Source organism: Pseudomonas sp. MPB23, from assembly GCF_046605395.1.
Taxonomy (GTDB): domain Bacteria; phylum Pseudomonadota; class Gammaproteobacteria; order Pseudomonadales; family Pseudomonadaceae; genus Aquipseudomonas.
On sequence record NZ_CP176771.1, the window covers coordinates 4531151 to 4550947 of the forward strand.

Annotated in this window: 15 protein-coding genes; 8 read left to right on the plus strand and 7 right to left on the minus strand. The window is 62.6% G+C overall.

Features of this window, described 5'->3' with window-relative positions:
• The first annotated feature begins 7 nt into the window (after window positions 1-7).
• The gene (locus ACLH0J_RS20410; protein WP_411388743.1) at window positions 8-610 is read left to right on the plus strand and encodes a TetR/AcrR family transcriptional regulator; all 603 of its coding nucleotides are present in this window, start codon (window positions 8-10) and stop codon (window positions 608-610) included.
• Here the strand turns inward: ACLH0J_RS20410 and ACLH0J_RS20415 are convergent.
• The 3 genes from ACLH0J_RS20415 to ACLH0J_RS20425 are packed head-to-tail and all read right to left on the minus strand — an operon-like array spanning window position 591 to window position 2707.
• Complete coding sequence (locus tag ACLH0J_RS20415) at window positions 591-1271, minus strand: GNAT family N-acetyltransferase (RefSeq protein ID WP_411388744.1); 681 nt, start codon at window positions 1269-1271, stop codon at window positions 591-593. The two genes, ACLH0J_RS20410 and ACLH0J_RS20415, sit on opposite strands and share 20 nt — an antisense overlap.
• 21 nt (window positions 1272-1292) lie before the next feature.
• On the minus strand, window positions 1293-1829 hold the full coding sequence (locus ACLH0J_RS20420; RefSeq protein ID WP_411388745.1) for an adenylate kinase: 537 nt from the start codon (window positions 1827-1829) through the stop codon (window positions 1293-1295).
• A complete protein-coding gene (locus tag ACLH0J_RS20425) occupies window positions 1826-2707 on the minus strand; it encodes a LysR family transcriptional regulator (protein ID WP_411388746.1) in 882 nt (293 codons plus the stop codon). The genes ACLH0J_RS20420 and ACLH0J_RS20425 overlap by 4 nt, the downstream gene beginning before the upstream one ends.
• A 113-nt stretch (window positions 2708-2820) precedes the next feature.
• On the opposite strand from ACLH0J_RS20425, the gene ACLH0J_RS20430 reads away from it, so the two are divergent.
• The 3 genes from ACLH0J_RS20430 (at window position 2821) to ACLH0J_RS20440 (ending at window position 7330) form a co-directional block, all read left to right on the plus strand.
• A complete protein-coding gene (locus ACLH0J_RS20430; RefSeq protein ID WP_411388747.1) occupies window positions 2821-4038 on the plus strand; it encodes an MFS transporter in 1218 nt (405 codons plus the stop codon).
• 81 nt (window positions 4039-4119) lie between these two features.
• Complete coding sequence (locus ACLH0J_RS20435; protein WP_411388748.1) at window positions 4120-4974, plus strand: CAP domain-containing protein; 855 nt, start codon at window positions 4120-4122, stop codon at window positions 4972-4974.
• Window positions 4975-5143: 169 nt separating this feature from the next.
• On the plus strand, window positions 5144-7330 hold the full coding sequence (locus ACLH0J_RS20440) for a GAF domain-containing protein (RefSeq protein WP_411388749.1): 2187 nt from the start codon (window positions 5144-5146) through the stop codon (window positions 7328-7330).
• A gap of 3 nt (window positions 7331-7333) precedes the next feature.
• Here the strand turns inward: ACLH0J_RS20440 and ACLH0J_RS20445 are convergent, their stop codons facing one another.
• From ACLH0J_RS20445 to ACLH0J_RS20460, 4 genes are all read right to left on the minus strand, one after another.
• Complete coding sequence (locus tag ACLH0J_RS20445) at window positions 7334-8461, minus strand: GGDEF domain-containing protein (protein ID WP_411388750.1); 1128 nt, start codon at window positions 8459-8461, stop codon at window positions 7334-7336.
• 89 nt (window positions 8462-8550) lie between these two features.
• Window positions 8551-10788 (minus strand): 1,4-alpha-glucan branching protein GlgB, encoded by a 2238-nt coding sequence (glgB, locus tag ACLH0J_RS20450; RefSeq protein WP_411388751.1) that lies wholly within the window; start codon window positions 10786-10788, stop codon window positions 8551-8553.
• Window positions 10785-14132, minus strand: a complete 3348-nt coding sequence (gene treS / locus ACLH0J_RS20455) for a maltose alpha-D-glucosyltransferase (RefSeq protein WP_411388752.1) — start codon at window positions 14130-14132, stop codon at window positions 10785-10787. Before treS ends, glgB begins: the two co-directional genes overlap by 4 nt.
• Before the next feature lie 68 nt (window positions 14133-14200).
• Window positions 14201-16189 carry an alpha-1,4-glucan--maltose-1-phosphate maltosyltransferase gene (locus tag ACLH0J_RS20460; RefSeq protein WP_411388753.1) on the minus strand — a complete coding sequence of 663 codons (1989 nt, stop codon included), beginning with the start codon at window positions 16187-16189 and terminating at the stop codon, window positions 14201-14203.
• Between the two features lie 204 nt (window positions 16190-16393).
• Here ACLH0J_RS20460 and ACLH0J_RS20465 point away from each other — a divergent pair, with 204 nt between their 5' ends.
• The 4 genes from ACLH0J_RS20465 to ccoG all read left to right on the plus strand — a co-directional run bounded on the left by ACLH0J_RS20465 (window position 16394) and on the right by ccoG (window position 19767).
• Window positions 16394-16552: a hypothetical protein gene (locus tag ACLH0J_RS20465; RefSeq protein WP_411388754.1), complete on the plus strand. Its 159-nt coding sequence runs from the start codon at window positions 16394-16396 to the stop codon at window positions 16550-16552.
• A gap of 197 nt (window positions 16553-16749) precedes the next feature.
• Window positions 16750-17799 (plus strand): M10 family metallopeptidase C-terminal domain-containing protein, encoded by a 1050-nt coding sequence (locus ACLH0J_RS20470; RefSeq protein WP_411388755.1) that lies wholly within the window; start codon window positions 16750-16752, stop codon window positions 17797-17799.
• 134 nt (window positions 17800-17933) lie between these two features.
• The gene (locus tag ACLH0J_RS20475) at window positions 17934-18173 is read left to right on the plus strand and encodes a DUF3203 family protein (protein WP_411388756.1); all 240 of its coding nucleotides are present in this window, start codon (window positions 17934-17936) and stop codon (window positions 18171-18173) included.
• Window positions 18174-18357: 184 nt separating this feature from the next.
• The gene (ccoG, locus tag ACLH0J_RS20480) at window positions 18358-19767 is read left to right on the plus strand and encodes a cytochrome c oxidase accessory protein CcoG (protein ID WP_411388757.1); all 1410 of its coding nucleotides are present in this window, start codon (window positions 18358-18360) and stop codon (window positions 19765-19767) included.
• Window positions 19768-19797 lie beyond the last annotated feature (30 nt).

Here is a 19797-nt window from a genome sequence, read left to right on the forward strand (position 1 = left end):
TATAAGCATGTCAAGTCATGAATCCCCTGCCCCACGCCGCCGCCTGAGCCGTGAAGATCGCTTGCGTCAATTGCTCGATGTGGCCTGGCAACTGGTGTGCGAGGAAGGCACCGCAGCCCTGACCCTGGGCCGCCTGGCGGAACGGGCCGGCGTGACCAAGCCGGTGGTCTACGACCATTTCGTCACCCGCGCAGGGTTACTGGCCGCGCTGTATGAAGATTTCGATGCACGCCAGGATCAGGTATTCACCGACGCCATTGAAGCCAGCCGCGCCACGCTGACAGATCGCGCGCAGGTGATCGCCACGTCCTATGTGGACTGCGTGCTGCTGCAGGGGCGGGAAATTCCCGGCGTGGTGGCGGCGTTGAGCAGTTCGCCGGAACTGGAAGCGCTCAAGCGCGAATACGAGGCGATCTTCCTCGCCAAGTGCCGCGACGCCCTGGCGCCCTTTGCGCCGGGCGGCAGCATTTCCCAAGCCGGGTTACGGGCGATGCTGGGCGCGGCGGACGCCTTGTCTCAAGCCGCGGCGAGTGGCGAGATCAGCCGCGAAGAGGCACAGCAGGAGTTGTTGGCGACCATCCTGGCCATGGTCAATCGCGGACGGACTTAACGAACAACTCGGCCTTGCGCGCCAATTGATCCAGATGCCGATCGCGTTGCTTCTCCGCATCCACCATCGCGCGCTTGCCGTGCTTTTGCAGCAGGTACGTATGAATCTGCCGCACTTCCAATGAGCTGAAGATGGGCGCTACATCCAACACGCCCATCAGGCCATCGGTGGCGTAGTCCCGCGTATTCATCAGCACCTGGGTGCCCCGCGCGCCACGCACCTGAAAGCCCATGGCTTCGAACGCCGGGACTTTTTCCACCGAACACGCCAACTCAGCGTGGGGATAGTGCGCCAGCACCTCCTGCATCATCCTGCGCGCCACGCCCTGGCGCCTGAAACCGGCCTGCACCGCCATGAACGCGATGCCGCACGCGTCGGGGGCGTCCTTCACCGGCAGGCACAGGACAAAGCCTGCGACTTTTTCAGCGTCCTGGGCCAAGGTCGCCACTATCAGCTCGACTGCAATCCCCTTCGACCCACCCAGCGCCTCCAGGTACAAGTGCACCTCAAAGCCGATCGCGTATTGATAGATGTTGTACAGCAGGTTGCTCGGCGGCAGCGCGACGCTGCTGATGTCGGTGAGGTTGTCCACCACCATCTGCAGGATCTGGGCATTGATGGGTTCGGGGCACGGCGTGGTGTAGCGGGTAAGGCTGAACATGCAAATTCCTGGGTGTTCGCGTCAAGGCAGGTGGGATTGTACCTGTTGCAGCAGGTTCGGGATCGACAGGCTACCATCCACCCGCAAAGACGGCTGCCGCAACTGGGCAAACCAGGCCTCGTGGCGCGGCCGACTTCGCCCGGCAAATGCCGCAGTTTCATAGCCGGCAACCCATGCCATAAAAGCCTGATGGGCCACATGCATGTCACCCTGCGGCAAAATCCGAGCACCAAAGCGCTTGGATTCACGCGCGTTGACGCGCGCCACCCGAACGGGTGTGGCGGTATCGACAAACACCACCAGCTCTGCGTCTTTGATCACTTCATCGCCCCAGCCATCCAGTGACCCGGACAACACCCATCGCCCGTCAGCCAAAGCCTGGCTGAGCAAGCTGACACGCTCATTCACTAGACGCGCTTGCATATAGGGCGGGTCGCTGGGGTACCAATAATAGTCGTCGACATCGAAATGGCGCAGTTGCAACGCAGTCGCCAACGCCCCGCCCAAGGTGGTGATCCCCGCGCCGGCAGCACCGGTCAGGTAGATTCGTGCCGTCATTGCCCGCACACCTCACGCAAACACCCGCGCAACCAGCGATGGGCCAGGTCGGCGTCCTGTCGTGGGTGCCAGAGCATCGCCACGGTGAAGAGGGGCAGCGACAGCGGCAGCGTAAAGCAGAACAGGTCCCGCCGATCCGAGGTGTAGCGTTCGGGCACGGCCGCAATCAGGTCGGTGGTGCGTGCCAGGGCGATAGCGGTGGAAAAACCCGCGACGATGCAGCCGATATGGCGCGTCAGGCCTTGGGCTTCGAGGGCGTCGTCGATCTGGCCTCGGTCCTGCCCGCGCCGAGACACATAAACGTGCCGGCCCTCGGCAAACCGCGCAGTACTGATATCGCCCTGGCTCAGGGGATGGTCGCTGCGCACCACGCCGATCAGGCGGTCACGAAACAGCGCCTGGGTCAGCACCTCGGGGCTGGCAGTGGGGTCGACCACGCCGGTTTCCAGGTCGACGCTGCCCTCGCGCAGTGGCGCATTGTCTTTGTCGGTCCTGTTGACGAAACGCAAGCGCACGCCGGGCGCGTCTTCGGCGATGCGAGCCAGGAGCGCCGGGCCGACGTGCTCGGCAAATTCCTCGCTGGTGCGCAGTGTGAAGGTCCGCACCACTTGGCCCATATCCAGGGCTTTTGCGGGGCGCAACACGACCTGCGCGTCCTGCACCAATCGGCTGACCTGCTCGCGCAGTTCCAGCGCCCTGGGCGTCGGCACCAAGCCGCGGCCGGCGCGGACCAGCAAGGGGTCGCCGGTGGTGTCACGCAGGCGTGCCAACGCCCGGCTCATCGCTGAGGGGCTCAGGCGCAAGCGCTTGGCCGCACGTGCCACGCTGCCTTCGGCGAGCAGGACATCCAGGGTGATCAACAGGTTGAGATCGGGCATTCGCACTCCTTATCAGGCGTCAGACGCATGTATTAACTGCAAACCATGCGCCTTCCGCCATGTTAAGCGACGTCGTAGATTTGTGACAGTTGCATTCATTCGGAGAACCTTCCATGCACACCTCTTCTTCTCGCGCAGGCCTTGCCAGCCTGTCCCTGTCCATGTTGCTCGCCGCCCTCGGCACCAGCATCGCCAATGTCGGCCTGCCGAGCCTGGCGCAAGGGTTCAATGCATCATTCCACGCGGTGCAATGGGTGGTGTTGACGTATCTGCTAGCCATTACCGCAGTAATCGTCACAGCGGGACGCTTGGGCGATCGCCTCGGCCGCCGCCGACTGTTGCTCGTCGGGTTGCTGGTGTTCACGCTGGCCTGCGGGCTGTGCGGGATCGCCCCCTCGCTTGGCTGGCTGATCGGTGCGCGCGTCCTGCAAGGAGTGGGCGCGGCGAGCATGATGGCGATGGCGCTGGGAATGGTCGGCGATACGGTGAGTAAAGAACGCACCGGCCGGGCGATGGGGCTGCTGGGCACCCTGTCTGCCGTGGGTACCGCCATGGGGCCCAGCCTGGGGGGCCTGTTACTGAGTGCATGGGGATGGCGGGCGCTTTTTCTGGTGGGCGCGCCGCTGGGATTGCTGGCCGCCGTTCTCGCCGCCCGCTACTTGCCGGCGGATCAGCCACGGACAACGTCAGATGCCGGCGGCAGCCTTTGGTCGCCATTAAGGCAGGCTTCATTGCGCGCCGGCCTGACGATGAGCGCGCTGGTAGCCGCCGTAATGATGGCGACCTTTGTGGTCGGACCGTTCTATCTGTCCCGAAGCCTGGGGCTCGCCCCTGAGTGGATGGGCCTGGCCATGGCCGTCGGCCCCTGTGTCGCGGCGTTTACCGGCATACCGGCGGGTCGCCTCACCGATCGCCTCGGCAGCCACCACATGACCCTCGCAGGGCTGAGCGCCATGCTGTGCGGCGCCCTGCTGCTGGCGTTGGCCTCAGGACTGATCGCCTACCTGGGCGCGCTGGTGATTCTGACGGCGGGCTACAGCCAGTTCCAGGCCGCCAACAATACCGCGGTCATGCAGGATGTAGGGGGCGCACATCGAGGGACTGTTGCGGGTTTGCTCAACCTGTCACGTAATCTCGGGCTAATCTTCGGCGCGTCAATCCTGGGTGCAGTGTTCGCCTGGGCGACCCCGGATGTAACCCACGCCAGCGCGCAATCTGTGGCGAATGGCCTGCACCAGACCTTTACGGCGGCACTGGCGTTAATACTGTTGGCCACAGCGATAGCATGGGGCCACTCCAACCGCGTGAACGTTGAACAGAACGCCCGTTGAGGCAAAAAAACAAAAAAGGCGTTGCGCCAGACCGGGTTACATCGCGCATCATGGGCACTTTCACGTTCAAAGGTAATGTCCATGCGCGCGCTGTCATTGATGATGGGTCTTACGACGCTGGCCGCCAGTATGGTGTTCTGCGCCAGTGCGATGGCGAATGAAGAAAGTCTACTGGTGCAACAGATCAACGACTACCGCAGCCAGGTGCAACGCTGCGGCGACCAGGGTTCCCAGGAACTGCCGCCACTGGCCAGCGATACGCGACTGGTGCTGCCGGCGTCCAATGTGGGCGATTTGCAGCAGGCGCTCGCGCGGGCGGCGTACCCGATGGTCAACGTGCAGGCCATCAGCCTGTCCGGTCCCAAGGATGCCCAGGCGGCCATGAAGGCGGTGCGTGAAAGCTTCTGCCGCGTAGTGCTGGACCCGCAATTTGTCGATATCGGCGTGAGCAACAGTGGCCAGGATTGGCGCATCGTGCTCGCCCGCCCGCTGCTGTCCAGCGGCCTGGGGGACTGGCAGACCGAAGGCAAGCAACTGCTCACCCTGATCAACGCTGCCCGCTCACAGCCGCACCAGTGCGGCGCCCAGGCGTTCGGCGCCACCACGCCGCTGTCCTGGAACGACGACCTGGCAGGCGCGGCCAACACCCACTCGCGCAACATGGCCAATGGCAATTTCTTCGATCATCTGGACCACGACGGCCGCACCCCCGGCGACCGTGCCGAACTGGCCGGGTACCTCGCGCGGAATATCGGCGAAAACATCGCCGCCGGCCTCGACACCCCGCGCAAGGTGGTGGACGGCTGGCTCGCCAGCCCAGGGCATTGCGCCAACCTGATGAACCCGCAATTTCGCGAACTGGGCGCCGCCTATGCCATGGACCCGAAGAGTGATGCGGGGATTTACTGGACCAGCCTGTTCGGCACTTCGCAATAAGCGGGCAATTACGCAAGACGCGGATTTCCAGGCGCTAAAAATGGCGAGGCATCAAATGGCCATCTCATGGATAATTGTGCTGAACTGGCAGCAGCGATTCCGGTCTGTAGCTTGTTAGCCTGACCACGTCAGGCCCTCGACAGACCGTGGCAAACAAGGTGTTCACCCAATGATGAATTGGCTGCAAGGCAGCAGCGACATGGCTGAGCGGGTTCGCCAGCATGATTGGGCGAATACGCCCCTCGGGCCTCTCGAGCAGTGGCCGGATGTGCTCAAAACCACCGTGGCGTTGTGCTTTGCCTCGCGTTTCCCCCAGGCCATCGTTTGGGGGCCACATCTGATCACCCTCTACAACGACGCGTTCATCCCCATTCTGGGGGATAAACCCTACGCGCTGGGGCGTCCATTCGACCAAACCTGGCACGAGGTGTGGGACCAGGTCGGCCCCATCGCCAACGCGGCCTTTGAAGGGCATGCCACGTTTATCGAGAACTACCCGCTGGTGATCGAACGCGGCGCCGGTCCCGAACAGGCCTATTTCACCTTCTGCTACAGCCCGATCCGCGACCCCCAGGGCAAGGTCGTGGGCTTGCTGGACACCGTCACCGAAACCACCGCCACCGTTTTCCTCACACGCCGCCTGGCGGTGCTGGATGCCATCGGCAGTGCGGTGACCAATGCGGTCGACGCCGAATCCATCATGTCCACCACCACGCGGCTGCTGGCCGAGCACCTTCAGGTGTCCAATTGTGCGTATGCCGACATGGATGCCGATGAAGACGGCTTTACCATTCGCGGCAACTGGGCAGCGTCCGGCTCTCCGAGCATCGTGGGGCACTACAGCCTGGCGTCGTTCGGCGAGTTGGCGGTGCAGCGCCTGAGGGCCGGCAAACCGTTGGTGGTGCAGGACAACCGCGTCGAATTCACGCCCAAGGTCGCCGCGCACTTTCAGGCCCTCGGCGCCGTGGCGACCGTGTGCTTCCCGCTGATCAAGGATGGCCGCCTGACCGCGTTGATGGCCGTGCACCACAAAACCGCGCGCGTATGGTCGCCCTACGACCTGGCATTGATGGAGGAAGTCACCGAACGCTCCTGGGCGCATATCGAGCGGGTGCGCGCCGATATTGCCGTGCGTGAGGGCCTGCTGGCGTTCACCGAACTGAACGCCACCCTGGAGCAACGCGTGGAAGAACGCACCACCGCCCTCGCCCAGGCCGAAGCCGCGCTGCATCAATCACAGAAGCTGGAAGCCATCGGCCAATTGACCGGCGGCGTTGCCCATGACTTCAACAACTTGCTGACCATCATTCGCTCGTCCGTGGATTTCCTGCGCCAGCCGGGGTTGGCCGAAGAACGCCGCCAGCGCTATATGACGGCGGTCTCGGACACGGTGGAGCGCGCCAGCAAACTGACCAGCCAACTGCTCGCCTTCGCTCGGCGCCAACCGTTGAACCCAGAAGTCTTCGATGTCAGCCAGCGCGTCAGGAATATCGGCGAAATGCTCGAAAGCGTCACCGGCGCACGCATCCAGGTGCGGGTCGAGTTGCCCGAGCGCCCCTGCCATGTGCGCGTCGACTCCAGCCAGTTTGAAACCGCGCTGATCAATATCGCCCTCAACGCCCGCGACGCCATGAACGGCCACGGCACCCTGACCCTGCGCGTCGCCATGGTAGCGGCGCTGCCGCGCATCCGTGGCGATGCCGAATCGCAGCAGCCCTTCGTTACGATTGCCCTGGCCGACACCGGCAGCGGTATGACCGACGACACCTTTGAGCGCATTTTCGAGCCGTTCTTTACCACCAAGGCTGTCGGTAAAGGCACCGGGCTGGGGTTGTCCCAGGTGTTCGGCTTCGCCAAGCAGTCCGGCGGTAATGTCGATGTGGCCAGCACCCTGGGCCAAGGCACGGTGTTTACCCTGTACTTGCCCGAAGTGGCACCGCAGGCAACGCAGCACGAGCACGCCCCGGAAGACCCGCACCCGATTCACGACGCCGCGCAGTGCCACATCCTGATCGTGGAAGACAACCTGGAAGTGGGCCGCTTCGCCAACCAGATCCTCCAGGATCTGGGGTACCAGACCACCTGGGCCACGGATGCCGAACAGGCCCTGGCACTGGCCGGGCCGGATGGCATGGCGTTCGACGGGATTTTCTCGGATGTGCTGATGCCGGGGATCACCGGCGTGGCCATGGCCAAGATACTGCGCCAGCGCCGAACGGACCTGCCGGTGGTGCTCACCTCCGGCTACAGCGAAGAACTGGCGGACAGTGGCTACGAGGGCTTCGAATTCCTGGCCAAACCCTACTCCGCCGACCAGGTCGCGCGGGCACTCGCCAGAGCCATGCTCAAGGACTGAGCCCTACTCCGCCACCGCGACTTGGTTGCGGCCCAGGGCCTTTGCGCGGTACAGCGCCTTGTCGGCGGTGTTCATAAGAGCGTGAAGGTCCTGGTCTTGAGTTTGAGTGGAGGCCACGCCGAGGCTGGCCGTTACACCCTTGACCGGCTCGGCGGCCAGGTGAGAAATAGCCCCGATCAAGTGCTCGGCAATCCCCCGCGCGGTATCCAATGACGTGTTGGGCAGCAACACCGCAAATTCCTCGCCGCCCAAACGGCCATAGACATCGGCCTGGCGGAACGATGAACTGATCACCCCGCCCACCTGGCGCAGCACCTGATCCCCGGCCTGGTGACCATAGGTGTCGTTGATCTGCTTGAAGTGGTCCATATCCAGCATCAGCGCACACAGCGGCTGCTGGTTCTGGCGACATTGCGTGTACAACAACTGGGCGTGCTCGAAAAATGCGCGACGGTTCATCAGGCCGGTGAGTTCATCGGTCTGTGCGGCGACGCTGGAGAGTTTGTGCGCCCGTTCCATTTGCCGGGTCAGGCGGAAGGCTTTCTCCAGGGCATCGGACAGTTTGTGCGTAGCGCTGACGACAAAGGTCGAGAACATCAGGACCGCGACAGCGACCCCCATTTGCATCGAGGAAGACTGTAACAGCAGCCATAGCGTGCACGGCAGCAGGACCAGCCCCATGGAAATCAGCGTCAAGTAGCGATACGCCGAATAACACGAGACCGCGCTGACGGACATCCCCACGGCAAACAAGATCACCAGCGACTGGGATAAGCGGTCGTCGGTGGGCATCAGCGCCAATGCGCCAAGGCCCCAGATCCCGGCGGACAGCATCAGCGTGACCCGGTAACGCCGCTCCCAACGCTCAGGCGTGCGCTCGGAATTGGGGCAGCGGAACCACTCCAGGAACATCTTGAGCCGCAACAATGACGACCCCGCCAGCGACACCAGCCAAACCGTGATGACTTGATGATCGAACCGGTCCCAACACAGCCAGCACAGCAGGACGGCAGCCAGGTAGCTGCCGAAAATCGCGGTGAATGACTGACGAAACAGCTGGTGCAAACGGTCTGTCCGCACCTGCTCTTCTATAAAGCAATCCTGGTCCTGCCCACGCCCAAGGCCATTCATGAAACCCGCCTGATTCGACTGCCACGAAAAAACTGCATTGTGGCACCCTGCCAGTAGGGCGGACAACAGAATCCACCGCGACAGCGCCGTTAAAACCCTTCCGGTCGCAAAATCAGCACCCCGAGAGGCGGCAAATTCAACGACAACGACACGGCTTGCCCATGGTGCGATTCATCCTGGGTAAACACGCCACCGCCGTTGCCGTAATTGGAGCCGGCATAGGTATCGGCATCGCTGTTGAGCACTTCGTTCCAGCGCCCGGCAAACGGTACGCCGACGCTGTAGGCCGCGCGGGGCACCGGGGTGAAGTTGGCCACCACCAGCACTGGTTTGCCGTCCTTGCTCCAACGCAGCCAGGCATAGACGCTGTTGATCGCGTCGTCACCGATCAGCCACTGGAAGCCCTGGGGAACATCGTCCTGCTCGTGCAGGGCGGGCTCCTCGCGGTACAGGCGATTCAAATCGCCCACCAGCTTCTGCACACCACGGTGTTCCGGGTATTGCAGCAGGTACCAGTCCAGTTGCTGGTCGTGGTTCCACTCGCGCCACTGGCCGAATTCGCAGCCCATGAACAACAGTTTCTTACCGGGATGCATCCACATGAACGTCAGGTAGGCGCGCAAGTTGGCAAACTTCTGCCAGCGATCGCCGGGCATTTTGTCGATCAACGAGTGCTTGCCGTACACCACTTCATCGTGGGAGATCGGCAGGATAAAACGCTCGGACCAGGCATACACCAGACCGAAGCTCAGCTCGTTATGGTGATGGGCGCGGTACACCGGGTCCTGCTGGATGTAGTGCAGGGAATCGTGCATCCAGCCCATGTTCCATTTGTAGTTGAAACCCAGGCCGCCCTGCTGGGTGGACTGGCTGACGCCGGGCCAGGCCGTGGACTCCTCGGCGATCACCAGCGCACCGGGCGCCTCCAGGGCCACCACGTCGTTCAAGTGGCGCAGGAAATCGATGGCTTCCAGGTTCTCGCGACCGCCATGGCGGTTGGGCACCCACTCGCCGGCCTTACGCGAATAATCGCGGTACAGCATCGACGCCACGGCATCCACGCGCAGCCCGTCGACATGGAAGTGTTTGAGCCAGTACAACGCCGAAGCCAGCATGAAGCCGTGGACTTCGGTGCGGCCCAGGTTGTAGATCAACGTGTCCCAGTCCTGATGGAAGCCCTCCAGCGGGTTGGCGTATTCATACAACGCCGTGCCGTCGAATTGCGCCAGGCCATGGGCATCGGTAGGAAAATGCGCCGGCACCCAGTCGAGGATCACGCCGATATCGGCCTGATGCAGTGCATTGACGAAGTAGGCAAAGTCCTGCGGCGAACCGAAGCGCGCCGTCGGTGCGAACTGCGACAACGCCTGATAGCCCCAGGAACCGCCAAACGGGTGCTCCATGATCGGCATCAGTTCAACGTGGGTGAACCCCAGTTCCTGCACATACGGCACCAAGCGCTCGGCCAGTTCGCGCCAGTTGTATTGGCGAGCGACTTCGCCCGCCTCGTCCAGCTCGCACTGCCAGGAGCCCACATGCAGTTCGTAGATCGACAGCGGCGCGGTGGGCTGATGCCGTTCGACCCGTGATTGCATCCACGCCTGGTCCTGCCAGTCCACCTGCAAGGGTGAGGCGACTTTCGAGGCGGTATCCGGCGGCAGTTGAGTGGCGAGCGCCATCGGGTCGGCCTTGAGCGGCAGAATCCCGTGGGCCCCGAGGATCTCGTACTTGTAGGCCGCGCCCGGTTGCAGGCGTGGGATAAAGATTTCCCACACCCCCGACGGATGCCGCAGACGCATCGGGTGCCGGCGACCGTCCCAGACATTGAAGTCGCCCACCACCGAGACACGCCGCGCATTCGGTGCCCACACGGCAAAACGCACACCTTGCACGCCGTCGACGCTGACCACCTGGGCACCCAGGCAGTTGCCCAGGTCGCGGTGATTGCCTTCGGCAAACAGGTACAAGTCCATTTCACCGAGGAGCAATTGGTTGAAACTGTAAGGGTCCTCGGTGATCTGCTCACCGCCGGCCCAGTGGATCTTGAGCAAATACGCCTGGCGCGTGCCGAAGTGTCCGACAAACAAACCCGGCACCCCTGTCGCGTCCAGGCTGCCGATCGTCTCGCCGCCATCGCGGCTCAGTACCTGGACGCTCAGGGCTTCGGGCAGAAATGCGCGGATGAATTGCCCACCCTGCTCGTCGTCGTGCGGCCCCAGGATCGAGAAAGGGTCGTGGTGCTCGGCGCGCACCAGCGCTTCGACGTCCTTGGACGCCGGCATTGCAGTCAACTTCACGTGCAGCGGTTCATTATTTGTATAACTCATGACGTCTCCCCACCGCGTGCAGTTTTCGATATAGGTGTTAGCCCGCTCAGCAAACCATGCAGCCCCTGCAGGGGCACCGGCAACCAGGTCGGGCGATTTTCCGCTTCGTACGCCACTTCATACGCGGCTTTCTCCAGGCTGAACAACGTCAGCGCGGCGTCCTGGCCGTTGGCATCCTGCCAGTCATGGGCCAGTGTAGCTGTAGCGGCCTGATAAGCCCGGATAAATGCCTGGCGTGCTTCTTTCAGGTAACGATCCGTCACGCGTTTACGGGCGGCGTCCGCTTGCGGCGAGTGATCCACCCCTTGTCCGTTCAGGGCCATGGCGGCGGCGTAGTCAAACGAGCGCAACACGCCGCTCACATCTTTATACGGGCTGTGCTTGCCACGCCGTTCGTGCAACGGCCGCGCCGGCTCACCCTCAAAGTCGATCAGATAGGCATCGCCCTTGACCACCAGCACCTGGCCCAAGTGCAAGTCACCATGCACCCGAATGCGCAGGCCGCCGAGCGTGGCTTTCGCCAGGTTGTTGACGTGGCCGGCGATGGCTTTTTTCTGCGCCAGTAATTCACTGACCAGCGCCTGATCGGCGGGGTTCAATTGGCGTTGATGCAGTTTGAGCAATTGCAGGGCGCGGTCGATCTGGGCGCCCACATCCCTGGCCCACACCTGGGTGTCCTTGACGCTGGTGACCTCGGGGCTGAAAGCCTCGTCGGCGGTTTTCGCCGCCAGGACCCCATGCATTTCGCCCAGGCGCTGCCCCAGCAACCCGGCGAAATCCGCCAGCTCGCCCAAGGCGTTGTAGTGCTGTTCCTGCTCGGAGATGGCTTCGGCGAGTTCGTCGCGGATGGCGCGCTCCAGGTTGTTCTGCGTCCAGCTCCACGCATCGCCCTGATTGCTCAGGTAGCCCTGGGCAATCATCAGCAGATTGTCCTGGCCTTCGCCGTCGCGACGGATCACCGAGCCCAGCAGCGGCGAGATGTTCGGGTAATCGGCGGCGGTCAGGTAGGCGCTCATTTCCAGCTCCGGGTGCACCCCGGCGCTGACTTTGCGGATCAGCTTGAGCACCAGGCTTTCGCCGACCACCACGGAACTGTTGGACTGCTCGGCCGACAAGTAGCGCACGGGCGACTCGTCCGTCAGTTGCAGCCCGGCTAGGTGCGGGGTGGCTTCGAAGCGCAGGTCACCTTCGCTGGAACTCAACACCGTGCCGGCTTGCAGGCCCTGGATCACCGCGCGGATAAAGTGCTCCAGACTGAAGGCATCGGTCACCAGCCCCACCTGGCGTACCCGCCGCACACGCGCCAGGGCCAATTGCTGGGGCAAGGCGCTGGTGAACTGGTCTTCAGCGAGGAAACCGAACGGCAGTTGATAGCGGCTGACCTGGCCGCCGGCCGTGACCTCAAACTCACTGAGCAATACCGGGTGCAGCGGGTCGCCAAAGCGCACGCCATAGGCGATGTGCACGCTGTCGATGGCCGTGTCCTTGCCGGCGAACCAGCGGCGCTTGGGCAGCCAGGCCGGCAGCGAGGTCTGTTCCAGCGCGGTGCGGCACGGTTCGTCGAGCAGCTCTTCCATGCGTTTTTTCAGCACCAGGGTGGTGAAGTCCGGCATGCTCTGCGCCGGCTGCACATGCCAGCTCGGCATCTGGTTTTCCGCCGCCAGCACGAACCAGTAGAAGCCGTACGGCGCCAGGGTCAACAGGAAGTTCAGTTGGCCGATGGGCGGGAATGCGTTACCGCCGAGCATCTCCACCGGCACCATGCCGGCGAACGCCGACAGGTCCAGTTCGGCGGCCTGGGCACTGCGCGAGACGTTGGCCACGCACAGGATGATTTCGGTGCGCCCGTCGTCGCCGGTGAATTCCCGGGTGTACGCCAGGATGCGCCGGTTGCTCGGCGAGAGCATTTTCAGGCTGCCGCGGCCGAACGCCTTGGACTGCTTGCGCACCGCCAACATGCGCCGGGTCCAGTTGAGCAACGAGTGCGGGTCCTGGGCCTGGGTCTCGACATTGACCGACTGATAGCCGTATTGCGGGTCCATGATCGGCGGCAACACCAGGCTGGCCGGGTCGGCACGGGAAAAGCCGCCGTTACGGTCAATGGACCACTGCATCGGCGTGCGTACGCCGTCGCGATCGCCTAGGTAGATGTTGTCGCCCATGCCGATTTCATCGCCGTAATACAGGGTCGGCGTGCCGGGCATCGACAGCAGCAGGCTGTTCAGCAGCTCGACCCGCCGACGGTCGCGCTCCATCAGCGGCGCCAGACGTCGTCGAATCCCCAGGTTGATCCGCGCGCGGCGGTCGGCGGCGTAGTAGTTCCACAGGTAGTCGCGCTCTTTGTCGGTGACCATTTCCAGGGTCAGTTCATCATGGTTGCGCAGGAAGATCGCCCACTGGCAGTTGGCGGGGATCTCCGGGGTCTGGCGCAGAATATCAGTGATGGGGAAGCGATCTTCCTGGGCCAGCGCCATGTACATGCGCGGCATCAGCGGGAAGTGAAAGGCCATATGGCATTCATCGCCGTCGTCGCCCTTTTTGTCGCCGAAATACAACTGGGTGTCTTCGGGCCATTGGTTGGCTTCGGCGAGCAGCATGCGGTCGGGGTAATGGGCGTCGATTTCGGCGCGGATCTGCTTCAGGACGTCGTGGGTTTCGGGCAGGTTCTCATTGTTGGTGCCGTCGCGTTCGATCAGGTAGGGAATCGCGTCCAGGCGCAGGCCGTCGATGCCCATGTCCAGCCAGAAGCGCATCACCGACAGGACCGCTTTCATCACTTGTGGGTTGTCGAAATTCAGATCCGGCTGGTGGGAATAGAAACGGTGCCAGAAGTATTGGCCGGCGACCGGGTCCCAGGTCCAGTTGGACTTCTCGGTGTCGAGGAAAATGATGCGGGTGCCGTCGTATTTCTGGTCGTCATCGGACCACACGTAAAAATCCCGCGCCGCCGAACCGGGCTTGGCCTTGCGTGCGCGCTGGAACCAGGGGTGCTGGTCGGAGGTGTGGTTGATCACCAGTTCGGTGATGACCCGCAGCCCGCGCTTGTGCGCCTCGGCGATAAAGCGCCGGGCGTCGGCCATGGTCCCGTAGTCGCTGTGCACGCCGCGGTATTCGGCGATGTCGTAGCCATCGTCGCGCCGTGGCGACGGGTAGAACGGCAGCAGCCAGATGGTGTTCACGCCGAGGTCGGCAATGTAGTCGAGTTTGGCGATCAGCCCGGGAAAGTCACCGATACCGTCGTTATTGGAGTCGAAATAGGATTTGACGTGAACCTGGTAGATCACCGCGTCCTTGTACCAGAGCGGGTCTTTGATAAAGGTGGCAGCCTTGGGTTTCTTCGCCATATGAAACTCCTGAAACACTGAAAATGCTGCAAACGGAATGCGCTCCCCTATTGGGTTCTCCACCGCGCCTAAGGTGTGGTGATGCGCCAGATCCCGAAGGGCATCTGCGGTTCCAGCCGCGTCCATTGGGTCTTGCCAGACCAGATCCAGCGGTGGCCGTTCATCAAGTCTTCGCCCTGGGTCTGGGCATCATCGGGCAAGCCGAGCTCCCATAGCGGCAGTTCGAAGAAGGCTTCCTGGGCATTGAACGGGTCGAGATTGACCGCCACCAGGATGAAGTTGCTGCCATCCTCGCAGCGTTTGCCGAAATACAGGATGTTGTCGTTCCAGGCGTTGTAGAGCTTGAGCCCCAGGTGCGTCTGCAAGGCCGGGTTCTGCCTGCGGATGCGATTGAGCTGGGCAATCTCGGCGATGATGTTGCCGGGGGTGGTGAAGTCCCGTGGGCGGATCTCGTATTTCTCCGAGTCCAGGTACTCCTCCTTGCCCGGCACCGGCGCCGCTTCACACAGCTCGAAGCCCGAGTACATGCCCCACAGGCCCGAGCCCATGGTGGCCAGGGCGGCGCGGATCAGAAACCCCGGACGGCCGGAATCGTGCAGGAAGCCGGGGTTGATGTCCGGCGTGTTGACGAAGAAATTCGGCCGGTAGCATTCGCGCCACGGCGACTCGTTCAACTGCGTCAGGTACTCCGCCAATTCGGCCTTGGTATTACGCCAGGTGAAATAGGTGTAGCTCTGGGAATAGCCGACTTTGCCCAGCCGCGCCATCATCGCCGGGGTGGTGAACGCCTCGGCGAGAAAGATCACGTCCGGGTACTTGGCGCGCACATCGCTGATCAGCCATTGCCAGAACGGCAGCGGCTTGGTGTGGGGGTTGTCGACGCGAAAGGTGTAAACGCCCTCTTCCACCCAGCCTACGACGATGTCACGCAGTTCGGTCCACAGGCTCGGAATGGCGTCCGCCGCATAAAAGTCGACGTTGACGATGTCCTGGTACTTTTTCGGCGGGTTCTCGGCGTATTTGATCGTGCCGTCCGGACGCCAGTTGAACCAGCCCGGATGCTCCTTGAGCCATGGATGGTCCTGGGAACACTGGATGGCGAAGTCCAGCGCGATTTCCAGGCCATGTTCGGCGGCGGCCTTGACCAGACGGCGGAAGTCTTCGCGGCTGCCCAGTTGCGGGTGGATCGCCTCGTGGCCGCCCTCCTCGCTGCCAATCGCATACGGGCTGCCCGGATCATCGGGCCCGGCGGTGAGGGCATTGTTGCGGCCCTTGCGGTGACTGCGCCCGATCGGGTGGATCGGCGGGAAGTAGAGCACGTCAAAGCCCATGTCATGGATCATCGACAGGCGTGAGTGCACATCGTTGAACGAACCGTGGCGCGTGGGATGGTCGCTGATCGAGCGGGGAAACAGCTCATACCAACTGGCAAACTGCGCGGTTTCACGCTCTACATCAATCGGGTAGACGGTACTGATGCTCAAATACGCGCGGTGATCGGCCTGGGTCATCAGGTATGCACTGTCTTCGTGCAGAAACAGCGCGACCTGCTCGGTTTCCAGCAGCCCGGAAAGCGCGTGGTGCAGCAACATCAGGCGATCGCGCAGCTCGTTGTCGCTGCGCTCGGCGGCCTGCAGCACCAGGGTGCGGCCTTCCTGCAGTTCCAGGCTGACCGGCACGCCCGCTTCATGTTTTTTGCGCAATTCGTAGCAGAAGCTGGCGAAGGTATCGATCCAGGCTTCGATGCAATATTCGTGGGGGCCTTGGGCGTTAACGGTAAACGCGCCCTCCCAGCCATCGTTGCCGACGTCGGCCATCACCACGCTGTGCCAGCTTTCATCCTGCAGCGGGCGCCAGCGGATCATGACCGCCAGCTTGTCGTGGCCATCGGCGAACACTTTGCTGGTGACACTGATGCGCTGGCCGACCACGGCCTTGACGGCAAATTCACCGCCATCGATGACCGGTGCGGTGCTTTCTATGGCGATCCTGGGCAGCAACAGCGCCTGGGACAACGGCAATACGGATTCTTCTGGAACGCGTGCTTCAGCAGTCATCGAGCATCTTCCCCTTACGCCCTGTGGACGCTCTTTGCTTGATCCGGATTCTGATACGGCAACGCTCCCCCTGAGCAGAACCGTCCTAGGTCCGAGCCTGCGCCAGGGTTAAAAGTTCAGCTGGATGTGTCGCCATTGGGCGGGGAATCAATTCGCCCCGGCGGCTGTCCACCGCTAGAGCAAAGCACAAAGGAGGCCACACCGATGAATATCCCGATCCCGGCTGAAACACCAGACCCGAATATCGACCAGCCGACCCTGCCCCCCACGGAGCCGCCAACGGTTCCGGAGCAGGAGCCACCGGATAACGAGCCACCACCGGTCGAAGAACCGCCGACGAGCATGCCGCCGGTGATCGTCTGAACCCCGAGCGGGTTCTGAGGTTCGCTCAAGGCGCGCGCGGCCCCTTGAGCAGACCACACGTAGCGCTGATACGTCCTACATATTTTGGAAAGAAAGCCTAGAACCGACTGCCGGGTTCATTTCTATACTCGTTCGCGCGCAGGCGCTCAATCCAATTCCGTGGATATTGCGCTTTGACCTTTCACGCGAGGACACCTATGTCGACCATCACCCCACAATGGACTCACCGCCCCCCGGCCACCCAGCCCACGCACGCCAGCGCGCCGCCCCCACTACTCACGCCCGAACGCCTGAATACGTTACTCAGGTCGGGACCGGACCGGACCGCCCAAGCCAAGTCCCCGGAAACGCCACGGCCGTCCACGGCGGCGGCGGCGGCGGCGAGCGCGCCTGCCAATGCATCGCCCTCGGCACCGGAGGCAAAACTCACCACAGACCTAAACGAGCTCAACGCCGCGTTGACCAAAGACACCATCGACCGGATCGTGCGCGATCCCAATGCGAGGTCTTCGCGCACCCTCGTCGCGCGCACCCGTGCGTTGCTGACGCCGGCCAATATCCGCTCGATGGTGCGCGGCCCCAATGCCCAAGCGAACGCCGCTACCCTGGAGGGACTCGGTCAACGCCTCGGCAAAGAACCCCTCACCGCGACCCTGAAGTCAGCCAGCACCGATGCGGAACAGGCTGTCGTCAATCAACTCAAGCTCAATAACCTGGAAAACCTGGGAAAAGCCTACGAGGGCGGCGGCGGGACCAGCGATATCCTGAACGACTACAACACGTCGCGCGCGCGCGTGGACGCCCTGAAAAGCAATCTGTCGGCCATGCAAACCAGCGCTCACTCGTTGGGCGATATCGGCGCCTCGCTGACCAAGGAAAAGATCGCCGCGTTGCGCGCCCCCGGACCCGCCTCCGACACGGCACCCGACGCGGCACCGAAAGCCGAGCATCCCACCCGCCAGCACAACACCTACCGCTTCAATGCACTCAATGAGTCGCCACTCGACGCGCCTCGCGAGATCTCGGGTTTCATGGCCGGCGACAAACTGGACCTCTCGGGTATTCGTGCCCAATTGAACAAACCGCTGCAATTGGTCGAACGCTTCTCCGGGGCCAGCGCAGAAATGCAGATCCATTACCTGCCCAGCACCCGCACCAGCGTAATAACCATTGCCGGCAACCCGGGCGAGCCGCCCTTTGTGCTCAGGGTTTTCGGTGAGGTGCGGTTCAGTAATATCGTGTCTTGAGCCGCTGTGCGGGCTCAGTTGTCCTTATCCCCCCTGCGCGGTCGTCCATAAACGGCGACCGCCAGTCAGTTGCCTGGAACGCCGGACCACCCGGCGAACCCTAACGATCACCAGCCCATGTAAAGGAGATCGTCATGCCCGTACGTATCGAACACCAGACGTGCTACTTCAAGATCAACGACGATGGCCAGGAACAAAGCCTGCCGGCTGGCGCGGTGACGGTCAGCACGGATATGTCCAAAGCCATGTCCTACGTGGACCTCGACAATGAGCGGGTATACATCACCGAGCAGGAAGCCGACGCCCTCACCGTTGCCGGCGCCACCGATGGACGCCAGCACAAGAAAGTCACCGAGCCTGGTTCGGCGATTTGATTGATCTGTATCAGCCCCCATCAAAAATCGCTGCACCCCAGGCGCCACGGGGTGCAGCAGATTGTCGCAGGTGCCTGTAACGGGGCCATCTGATCCGCTTTTTATCGTAATAGCTGAGTCTGTTATGCAAACAGACCGACGCGCATAGTTCACCGGCCTGATGGAGGCTGATGAGCGAACGACCATGAGCGAAAGAATCCCCACCGTGGACACCTTTGAGCCCCTGCACCCGAAGAAGGTCAAGGCCAAATCCAGCGACAACCTGATCCATACCCGCAGCTTCACCGGACTGTTCCGCACCTTGCGCGTGGGCGGAGCGAGCTTACTGTTCCTGACCTTTTTCGGCACCGTGTGGCTGAACTGGGGCGGTCGCCAGGCCGTGCTGTGGGACTTGGCCGAGAGCAAGTTCCACATCTTCGGCGCGACCTTCTGGCCGCAGGATTTCATCCTGTTGTCTGCGCTGCTGATCATCTGCGCCTTCGGCCTGTTTGCGATCACCGTGTTCGCCGGCCGCGTATGGTGCGGCTACACCTGCCCGCAAAGCTCGTTTACCTGGCTGTTCATGTGGTGTGAAAAAGTCACCGAAGGCGAGCGCAACCAGCGCATCAAGCTGCAAGCCGCGCCATGGAGCCTGAGCAAGCTGGCGCGGCGCTCGGCCAAACACACCCTGTGGCTGGCGATCAGCGTGCTCACCGGGCTGACGTTTGTCGGCTATTTCACCCCGATCCGTCCCCTGGCCGCCGAATTGCTGACCTGGCAATTGGGCGGTGTCAGCCTGTTCTGGGTGCTGTTTTTCACCGCCGCCACCTACCTCAATGCCGGCTGGCTGCGCGAAGCGGTGTGCATGCACATGTGCCCTTATGCACGGTTCCAGAGCGTGATGTTCGACAAGGACACCTTGACCATCGCCTATGACGCCGGCCGTGGCGAACACCGCGGCCCGCGCAAACGTGAGGCGAAGCCCGCCGACGTTGGCCTGGGGGATTGCATCGACTGCCAACTGTGCGTGCAGGTCTGCCCCACCGGCATCGACATCCGCGACGGCCTGCAAATGGAGTGCATCGGCTGCGCGGCCTGCATCGACGCCTGTGATTCGATCATGGACAAGATGGGCTATGCTCGCGGCCTGGTCAGCTATACCAGCGAACATCAACTGCAAGGCGGCAAGACCCACCTGCTACGCCCGCGTCTGATCGGCTACAGTGCCGTGTTGCTGGTGATGATTGCCGCGTTGGTGGTGGCGTTGGTGCAGCGACCGATGGTGTCGCTGGATGTAACCAAGGACCGTGGCATGTTCCGCGAGAACGCCCAGGGCCAGATTGAAAACATCTATAGCCTCAAGGTCATCAACAAGACCCAGCAACGCCAGGATTACCGCCTGGAACTGGTGGACGCCGACGGTTTCCAACTGCAGGGCAAAACCCACATCAGCCTGGCTGCGGGGGAAATCAGCGATATGCCGGTGTCGGTGGCGCTGCTGGCCGGCAAGCCTGCCAGCAGTTCCCAGACCCTGCGCTTCAAGGTCACGGATGTGGATGAGCCCTGGATCTACAGCGCCGCCGATAGCCGCTTTGTCGCGCCGCTGAACCGATGAGCAATGATCGACCCGACAAGAATCGAGCCC